This is a genomic window from Streptomyces sp. IBSBF 3136, from assembly GCF_036815105.1.
Taxonomy (GTDB): domain Bacteria; phylum Actinomycetota; class Actinomycetes; order Streptomycetales; family Streptomycetaceae; genus Streptomyces.
This window is the reverse complement of sequence record NZ_JAJSZC010000306.1, coordinates 1-7,512: the sequence shown is the minus strand read 5'-3', so window position 1 is coordinate 7,512 and position 7,512 is coordinate 1. Positions and strand designations below refer to the sequence as shown.

Annotated in this window: 8 protein-coding genes and 2 pseudogenes; 6 read left to right on the top strand and 4 right to left on the bottom strand. The window is 72.0% G+C overall.

The genetic code is table 11. The features are described 5' to 3' along the window. A pseudogene (locus tag V7E45_RS36995) lies at positions 1-608 on the top strand (hypothetical protein); the annotation flags it as partial. A gap of 78 nt (positions 609-686) precedes the next feature. Here the strand turns inward: V7E45_RS36995 and V7E45_RS36990 are convergent. From V7E45_RS36990 to V7E45_RS36980, 3 genes are all read right to left on the bottom strand, one after another. After that, a complete protein-coding gene (locus V7E45_RS36990) occupies positions 687-1,013 on the bottom strand; it encodes a YkvA family protein (protein WP_333778669.1) in 327 nt (108 codons plus the stop codon). A gap of 137 nt (positions 1,014-1,150) precedes the next feature. After that, a complete protein-coding gene (locus V7E45_RS36985) occupies positions 1,151-2,338 on the bottom strand; it encodes a hypothetical protein (RefSeq protein ID WP_333778668.1) in 1,188 nt (395 codons plus the stop codon). Positions 2,339-2,722: 384 nt separating this feature from the next. Continuing rightward, positions 2,723-4,087 (bottom strand): FAD-dependent oxidoreductase, encoded by a 1,365-nt coding sequence (locus V7E45_RS36980; RefSeq protein ID WP_333778667.1) that lies wholly within the window; start codon positions 4,085-4,087, stop codon positions 2,723-2,725. A gap of 128 nt (positions 4,088-4,215) precedes the next feature. Between V7E45_RS36980 and V7E45_RS36975 the strand changes: the two are divergent. From V7E45_RS36975 to V7E45_RS36955, 5 genes and pseudogenes are all read left to right on the top strand, one after another. Next, positions 4,216-4,371 (top strand): annotated as a pseudogene (locus V7E45_RS36975) (dihydrofolate reductase); the annotation flags it as partial. Positions 4,372-4,486: 115 nt separating this feature from the next. Beyond that, positions 4,487-5,080, top strand: a complete 594-nt coding sequence (locus V7E45_RS36970; RefSeq protein ID WP_333778666.1) for a DUF4291 domain-containing protein — start codon at positions 4,487-4,489, stop codon at positions 5,078-5,080. 92 nt (positions 5,081-5,172) lie between these two features. Further along, positions 5,173-5,604, top strand: coding sequence for an SMI1/KNR4 family protein (locus tag V7E45_RS36965; RefSeq protein ID WP_333778665.1), 432 nt, complete (start codon positions 5,173-5,175; stop codon positions 5,602-5,604). Next, complete coding sequence (locus V7E45_RS36960) at positions 5,601-5,732, top strand: hypothetical protein (RefSeq protein WP_333778670.1); 132 nt, start codon at positions 5,601-5,603, stop codon at positions 5,730-5,732. The genes V7E45_RS36965 and V7E45_RS36960 overlap by 4 nt, the downstream gene beginning before the upstream one ends. Positions 5,733-5,840: 108 nt before the next feature. Further along, positions 5,841-6,902, top strand: coding sequence for an NAD-dependent epimerase/dehydratase family protein (locus V7E45_RS36955; protein ID WP_333778664.1), 1,062 nt, complete (start codon positions 5,841-5,843; stop codon positions 6,900-6,902). Positions 6,903-6,933: 31 nt separating this feature from the next. On the opposite strand, the gene V7E45_RS36950 is transcribed toward V7E45_RS36955, so the two are convergent. Continuing rightward, positions 6,934-7,512: C40 family peptidase (locus V7E45_RS36950; RefSeq protein WP_333778663.1), on the bottom strand; the 579-nt coding region annotated here is incomplete at its 5' end.

Sequence of the window (7,512 nt, the reverse complement as noted above, 5' to 3'; positions counted from 1 at the left end):
CCCGCTCCGCCCCGACGCCCGCCGCCGTCACGGAGCCGGACGAGGTCCCCCGCCCGAGGCGCCGGCACGGGGCGGAGCGGGTCAAGCCGGCCAGGTCGGCCAAGTCGGCCAAGTCGGCCAAGGACCTCAAGGCGGCCGCGGGCTCCGAGGCCCTTGAGCCCGGCAGGGCCGAGATGGCCGACAAGGCCGACGGGGCCGCCAGGACGTCCAAGGCCCCCCTGCTGCTCGCCCGCGCCGCCGGCCTGCTGGCCTTCGTCTGCGGTGTGGCGCACGCGCCGCGCTACGGGGTCGCTCTGCCGCAGAACGTCCTGCAGACCACGCTGCTCGTCTCGGGGCTCTGCGTCGTACTCGCCCTCGCCATGCCGTCGCGGACCGTGCGCGGACGGGTGGCCGCGGCGACCGCGACGCTCGTGGTCATGGCGGCGTTCGCCGTCGGCCCGGCCCTCGGCGGCCGGTTCGGCCTGCCCGACCCGGCCCAGCTCCAGGCCGCGATGGTCGCCCCGCCGTGGATCGCCGGCACGGCGGCGGCCGCGGCCGCGCTCGCCGCCCTGGCGCTGCTCCTCGCCACCCTCTGGGCGGTCGGCGCACGCCGCGAGCGGGAGCGGTGAGCCGGTGGGCCGGTGAGCTGATGAGTCGGTGAGCTGGTGAGCGGGGGAGCTACGGCGCGGCCGGCGGGAGCGGGCGCCTCACCGGGACGACCAGGGCGACTTGAGCCGTTCGGCGCCCGCCGGTTCGCCGGGCCCGGGCGGCAGCGCCCGGCCGGCGCGCATGCTGCGCAGGGCCAGGAGCAGTACGGCGATGTCGTCGAGGTAGACCGGATCGGGCAGCAGGTCGGTCGGCAGCACCAGGTACGCGACCGCGCCCCAGAACACCCAGCGGGGCCCCGTGGGCAGCCCGGCCCGCCGCAGGTTCCGCCGGGTGCGCACCAGCCGCACCAGCAGTACGACGGCGACGGCCAGCAGCGCCGCCGCGACGACGGCGGCGATCACCAGCAGGGTCGCGGTGGAATCCATGCGGCCTCCTGTCCCTCGTGACTCACGGGGGGCTCACGGTGCGGGGCCGGGACGGCCCCCTCGCTTCCCCTTCCTTCTCCCCTTCCCGCTACGGGCCTCGGTATCGCCGCGAGCGCCGCGGCGGGGACGCCACGCGGCTACGCCGTCCCGTCCGCCCGGCCCGCGGGGTCCACGGCGTCGCCGTCAGCCGCGGGGACCGGCTGCGCGGCCCTGGGGGCGAACTTCAGCCGCTCGAACGTACGGGTCAGCTGCTGGAGCGGCGAAGGCGTCCGGCCGCCGGCCCGCTGCCGAGGATGCGGCAGGTCGGCTTGGGCGGGCGTGTCGCGGTAGGCGGCCAGGGCCTGATGGGCCTGCTCGGCCGCGTCCCGCCACAGGTCCCGGGACTTCGTCATGGCCTCCAGCGCGTCCGCGTACATGGCGACCAGTCCCCGTTCGCGCTCCAGCTGCTCCTTGAGGGTCATCAGGGTCCAGTTCTCGCGCAGGTCCGTGAGCGCCTCCTCGGCACCTTGCGGGAAGGGCCGCGGCAGGGCGGCGAACTCCCGCAGCAGGGTGAGGAGTTCGGCAGGCTCGGAACCATCGAGGAAGACCGACCGCACGCGGTACCTGCCGACGTCGTAGCCGTCCGGCGCCGGGTCCGGGGGCAGCAGCACGGCGCCGCCGCGCGGCACCTCCACGCCGAGGTCCTTCAGCGCCCAGTTCACGGCGCGCAGTTGCTGCGGTGCGGCCCGGTGCTCCACCACGCGGTGGCGCAGCCCCGGGGGCAGCAGCCGGGCCAGCGGCAGCCGGCCCCGCTCGTCCGGGGTCATGGCCTCGTGCACGACCAGGTTGACGCACCAGGCGTCCCGGGCCGCGTCCCGCAGCCGGCGCCGCATCTCCTTGTCGTCCTCGGGCAGCGGGTTCACCTGCCGCAAGCGCAGGCCCGCGACGCTGGGGTGGTGGTCCCAGGCGCCGTCGGCGGCGTCGGCCGCCCCGGCCTCGGGCCAGAACAGCGTCGCGGGTGAGGGCCACGCCTCGTCCCACGGGGACTCCGCCTCCGCGACCAGGGTCCACTCGTGCGTGTCCGGCCGGTCCAGGTGCGGTACCAGGGTGAGCCGGGCGCGCACGGTCACCGCGCCGTCGGACCGCCAGCGCGCCTCGAAGACGTGTTCGTGTCCGGGCGAGTCGTCGGGTGCCGGGGGCTCGGCGAAGTCGTCCAGGTCACCGCTCTCCTTGTGCCTGCGCAGGGTGCGACGGACGACGTCGGGTGCTTCGGGACCGGTGTGGCGGCCGCGGGCCGCCCAGAGGGTCTGCGGGAGGTGGGCGCGGTCGGTGGCGGAGTTCGACATGAGCCAATCTGCTGATGGGGGCGGGGGTGACCCCCAGTATCACCACACCTCGCCCCGGTGGGCCGAGCGGGGGGCCGGGCGGCGGGTCGTGTCGGACTCCGCGCGTACGGGACGCGCGCCGTGCGCGCGGGGTGTGCGCCGCGCACCCCGGACGACCGCGGTTCACACGTCCCCGCGCCGGCGCGCAGTGCCCACAATGGTCGATCGAACGGGGCCCGCTCACCCATCCGCTTAGGGGCAGGTCCCGTTCACCACGCCCGCACGGACCCCCGACAGCACGGGAGGGCCCCGCGGGACTCGGCTTCCGAAGTCCCACGAGGCCCCGCCCGACGTGCGGTCCGCACGGGGCGGACGGCACGCACTCGGCGACCCGCCCCTCGGTACTTACGCCCCGCTCTCGCGCAGCATGTCCTCGCGCTCGACGATCTTCACGCGGTCGCGGCCCTGGGGCTCGCCCAGCGCGCGCTCGGCGGCGTCCAGCTTGTACCAGCCCTCCCACGTGGTGAAGCGGACGGCGCGCTCGGCGAGGAAGGCGTCGACGGCCTCCGGCTCGGGCGAGGCGGGCGTGTGCAGACGGCCGCCTGCGTGGTCGTCCAGCAGGTTGGCCACGGTCTCGTTGGCGTCGCCCTTGGTGTGCCCGATCAGGCCGACCGGACCGCGCCGGATCCAGCCGGTGACGTACGTCGACTGCAGGTGGGCGCCGCTCTCCTCGATGACCCGGCCGCCCTCGTCCGGAACCGTGCCGGACTCCAGGTCCCAGGGCAGCTTCGGGAGCTTGTCGGAGAGGTAGCCGACGGCGCGGTAGACGGCGGTGACGTCCCAGTCCTTGAACTCGCCGGTGCCCTTGACGTTGCCGGTGCCGTCGAGGGCGGTGCGCTCGGTGCGCAGGCCGACGACCTTGCCGTCCTCGCCGAGGATCTCGGTGGGCGACTCGAAGAAGTGCAGGAACAGCTTGTGCGGCCGGTCGCCGACGTCCCGGATCGCCCAGTTCTCCAGGGTCTTGGCGACCATGTCGGCCTGCTTGTTGCCGCGCCGGGTCTCGATCGAGCCGGCGTCGTAGTCGATGTCCTCGGGGTCGACGATGACCTCGATGTTCGGCGAGTGGTCGAGCTCGCGCAGCTCCATCGGGCTGAACTTGGCCTGCGCGGGACCGCGGCGGCCGAATACGTGGATCTCCTTGGCCCGGTTCGCCTTCAGACCGTCGTGGACGTTCGGGGGTATCTCGGTAGGCAGCAGCTCGTCCGCCGTCTTGGCGAGGATGCGGGCGACGTCGAGCGCCACGTTGCCGACGCCGAGCACGGCCACCTTCTCGGCCTCCAGCGGCCAGGTGCGCGGCACGTCCGGGTGGCCGTCGTACCAGAGGACGAAATCGGCGGCGCCGTAGGAACCGTCCAGGTCGATGCCGGGGACGGGCAGCTCACGGTCGGCCGTCGCGCCCGTGGAGAAGATCACCGCGTCGTAGAAGGCGCGCAGGTCGTCCAGGCTGATGTCGGTGGGGTAGTCGACGTTGCCGAACAGCCGGATCTGGGGCTTGTCGAGCACCTGGTGCAGGGCGGTGATGATGCCCTTGATGCGCGGGTGGTCGGGCGCCACGCCGTACCGGATCAGGCCGAACGGTGCGGGCATCCGCTCGAAGAGATCGATGGACACGCCGGGTTCGGCGGCCACCCCGGACTTCAGCAGGGCGTCGGCGGCGTAGATCCCGGCGGGACCGGCTCCGACTATGGCTACCCGCAGGGGGCGCGGCATGATCAGTTCCCTTCGAGCGTGAACAGGCGACTCGATCGGGAAGCCTAGACTAAGGCAGCCCTAAGTTAGTACGGGGGTCCGGCCTATGACGTCATAAGCCGATCTTATGACTCATCCAGGTCATGCTTATCCTCGTCGCCGGCCTCGTGGCGAGGTGGCGATGGACGTCGTCCCGGTGGTCTTCGGCTCGGGCACGCTACTTCGGCGGCATCGACGGCCGGCACCTGCCGGAGGACCCGCACGTCGCCATCCAGGGCGAGGGCGTACTGCACCTGCGGTTCAGGTGCGTCGCCAGGCCCCCCGGGGACCGCGTACGTTCGCTCGCTGTCGCCGGCTCCACGGCCTCACACCGCGGTAATTCGATGGCGTGCGCGAAACGGTGTGTCCACTCTGGTCACCATGTCAGAACCGAAGTACCGGATTCGAGCCCGGCACACGGACTCCACCGTCACCGTCTACCAGGCGTACGCCCCGGAGATCGGCCTGTCGGCCGCCCGGGACGGCCGTTTCCCGGCGGTGTGGCAGCGGGACCGGATGACCTGGATCAAGCCGTCGTTCCTGTGGATGATGTACCGCTGCGGGTGGGGCACCAAAGAAAGGCAGGAGACCGTCCTCGCCGTCGAGATCTCCCGCGAAGGCTTCGAGTGGGCACTGAGGAACGCCTGCCTGTCCCACTACGAGCACGGGCTCCACACCGACCACGACACGTGGAAGCGCCAACTGAGGCGGGCTCCGGCCCGGGTGCAATGGGACCCCGAACGCGACCTCCACCTACAGCCGCTCGCCCACCGGTCACTCCAACTCGGCCTCGCCGGCGAGGCCGCACGTCGCTACGCCGATGAGTGGACCGTCTCCATCACCGACATCACCTCGCTCGCGCGCACCATCCACGCGCACGTACAGGGCGGAGACCTGAACGCCGCACAGCAACTCCTGCCCCGTGAACCGGCCTACCCGGTCAGCGAGGGGACTCTGGCTCACCTACACCGATGAGCCTGTCCGTCGGTTGAGAAGATCAACGGGTTCAAGCTGCTACCGCGGATGCAGTGCAGGCGCCCTTCAGGCGGTTGGCTAAGCTCTGGATCATGTGGAGACAGGCAGCCACAGCGGTCTTTCCCGGTGTGGGCTTCCGGGAACCGGCCCAGGCATCCGATCTCGTCGCGGCGGAGACGCGGCTCAGGCGAACGCTGCCGGCAGAGCTTCGGCAGTTGCTCCTCGAAAGCAACGGGGTGATCGGACACACTCACGTGGACACCGTCTGGCCCCTCGATCAGATCGTCGAGACGAACCTGCTCTTCTGGTCCGACCAGACGTTCGCCCAGCTCTACATGACCTTCGACGCCCTCCTCTTCTTCGGGGACAACGGAGGCGGCGACCAGTTCGCCTTCGTGCAGAAGCCCGAGCGTCCCGACATCTTCGTCTGGGAGCACGAGAGCGACAGCCGTCGATGGGTCGCCGGCAACCTGCAGGACTACCTCGGCCGTTCGCTTCGAGTCGGCGACGACGACTGGTATTGACCTCCGGTCTCCCGACCCGCCGTTCCGGCGGCCGGACGATTCTCGAACTCTGGGTCCCGGCCGAGGAACTGGACGACTTCAACGCCCATATCGTCGGTGAGATCCAGGTGGTGCACGAGTTCCGCTGAGGCGGTGGCACGCAACTGCCCCTCCTCCCTTCCCTCCCTCGCCCGACATGGTCGACCCTGTCCTTCCGGGGTGGAGTTCGATGACGAGTAGTCAGGGGTGAAAGCCACGTGGGTGGATGCGGGGAGACCGTCGTCGCGGTGACCGGCGGCAGCGGGTTCGTCGGCAGTCATCTGGTGCGGCGGCTGCTCAAGCGGGGCTACCGGGTGCGCGCCACCGTGCGCCGCATCGCGAACCCGGCGAAGGTGCGGCCGCTGTGGGAGATGCAGGAGGCGTTCCCCGGGCGGCTGGAGCTGTTCGAGGCGGACCTGCTGGAGGAGGGGGCGTTCGACGCGGCCTTCGACGGCTGCTCGACCGTCTTCCACGTCGCCTCGCCGTTCCTCATGCCCGAGCAGATCACCGACGGCCGACGGGACGTCGTCGAACCCGCCCTGCGCGGCACCCGCAACGTCCTGGCCGCCATCGAGCGGACCTCAGAGGTCCGGACCCTGGTGTTCACCTCCACCGTCGGCGCGATCTTCGGTGACTACGCCGACGTCCTCCAGATGGACGGCGGGGTGCTGTCCGAGCGGTACTTCAACACCACCAGCACACTGGAGAACAACCCCTACCACTACGCCAAGACCCTCGCGGAGCGCGCCGCCTGGGACGCCGAGGCGGCACAGGACCGCTGGCGCATGGTCTCCGTCAACCCCGGTCTGATCCTCGGCCCCTCACTCACCCCGGCATCCGAGTCAGGCAGCCTCTTCCTCCTCGACGAGCTGTTCAAGGGCTACTTCTGCTACGGCGCCCCCGACTTCAGCTTCACCACGGCGGACGTACGGGACGTGGCGGACGCGCACATCGCCGCCGCCGAGAGCCCCGGCGCCCACGGCCGGTACATCGTGGCCGCCGAGACCATGACGTCGTTCCACGAGATGTCCCGCATGATCCGCGCCCGCCATCCCCACGACCCCCGGCTGCCGCGCACCGCCCTCCCGCACTGGCCCGTGCGGATCCTGGGCCCGGCCTTCGGCCTCACACAGGACTACATCCGCAAGCACCTCGGCATCCGCTTCCGCGTCGACAACAGCCGCGGCATCCGCGAACTCGGGCTCACTTACCGGCCGCTGGAGCAGACCCTGCTCGACCACTACGAGAGCAGACGCGCCCGCCGAGGTGTCCGGTGCTGAGAAGGGGCTCCTCGAAGGAGTCGGCCGGGCGTCACGCCGGCCGGATCACCCGGTGGATCGCGGACTCCCCGGCGCCATAGATCGACTCCTCGCGTATGGACGCCCCCGGGCCCGGTGCGTGCACCATCACACCGTCCCCGATGTGCAGGCCCACGTGCCGGTCGTCGTCGAAGAAGAGGACGAGGTCACCCGGTTCGAGGCCGGCCGGCGTGACCGGGGTCCCGGCCAGCGCCTGCTCGTGCGCGGCCCGGGGCAGCGTGACCCCGGCCGCCCGCCACGCCGCCTGGGTGAGGCTGGAGCAGTCGTACGAGTCCGGCCCCGTGGCGCCCCACACGCACGGCTTCCCGACCTGCGCCCGCGCGAACGCGATGGCCTTCGCGATGCGTAGGGCGTCGGTGGTCCGGGGGGCGACAGCGTTTTGCGGCGCTGTGCTCGGGGCCCAGCCGGGTGCGGGTGCGGGTGCGGGTGCGGGTGCGGGTGCGGGTGAGGGTGCCGGGGCCGTCGTGGGTGCCGTGGTGAGGGGCGCGTAGGAGCCGGTGTCGGCCGTCAGGGTGCCCGCGGGAGGGGTGGCGGTGGCCAGGTGGGCGAAGGGCCCCGTGTCGGCCAGGGG

Coding starts and splice junctions, on each gene's coding strand:
- V7E45_RS36980 (WP_333778667.1), bottom strand. CDS start 4,087: ATGCCGCGCCCCCTGCGGGTAGCCATAGTCGGAGCCGGTCCCGCCGGG.
- V7E45_RS36985 (WP_333778668.1), bottom strand. CDS start 2,338: ATGTCGAACTCCGCCACCGACCGCGCCCACCTCCCGCAGACCCTCTGG.
- V7E45_RS36965 (WP_333778665.1), top strand. CDS start 5,173: ATGTGGAGACAGGCAGCCACAGCGGTCTTTCCCGGTGTGGGCTTCCGG.
- V7E45_RS36990 (WP_333778669.1), bottom strand. CDS start 1,013: ATGGATTCCACCGCGACCCTGCTGGTGATCGCCGCCGTCGTCGCGGCG.
- V7E45_RS36970 (WP_333778666.1), top strand. CDS start 4,487: ATGTCAGAACCGAAGTACCGGATTCGAGCCCGGCACACGGACTCCACC.